Source organism: Vibrio sp. 1978 (assembly GCF_033344345.1).
In genome coordinates, this window is record NZ_JAWPOP010000705.1 from 1 (window position 1) to 606 (window position 606).

Genomic DNA, 606 nt, shown 5'->3' on the forward strand with positions numbered 1-606 from the left:
CGACATGTGGCGTTTGTTCCGCAATCACTTTGCTCCTAAAGATATTGCAATGTTAACCGTCGATATGCCATCAGTCGGACACAGTTCTCATTGGCCTTTGACGGAAGATTCAAGCTGTCTTCATCAAGCCGTGTTGAATGAGCTTTATTCCATTCCTTACGTTGATCATCACAAAGTTGGTTTGGTCGGTTTCCGTTTTGGTGGCAATGCCATGGTTCGTCTGTCTTTTCTTGAGCAAGAAAAGATCAAAGCGTGTGTGGCACTAGGCGCACCGGTGCATGATCTGTTTACCTCACCGAAAAAGCTGCAAAAAATGCCGAAGATGTATCTGGATATGCTGGCTTCTCGTTTGGGTAAAAGCGCAGTTGATATCAACAGCATGGCTGGGCAGATGATGGCTTGGTCATTGAAAGTTCAAGGCTTCTTGAGCAGTCGTAAAACTAAGGTGCCAATTTTAGCGCTGAGCTTAGAAGGTGACCCCGTTTCTCCTTACAGTGACAACCAGTTAGTCGCGCTATTTAGCCACTATGGGCAGGCGAAGAAGATCAGTTCCAAGACAATTACAAAAGGATATGAGCAATCCCTCGATTTGGCGATAAAGTGGTT

Annotated in this window: 1 protein-coding gene; it reads left to right on the top strand. The window is 45.5% G+C overall.

The genetic code is table 11. The annotated features are described in order from the left end of the window. Positions 1–606 (top strand): alpha/beta hydrolase (locus R8N49_RS28660; protein ID WP_318190640.1); only part of this gene is annotated, 606 nt, incomplete at both ends.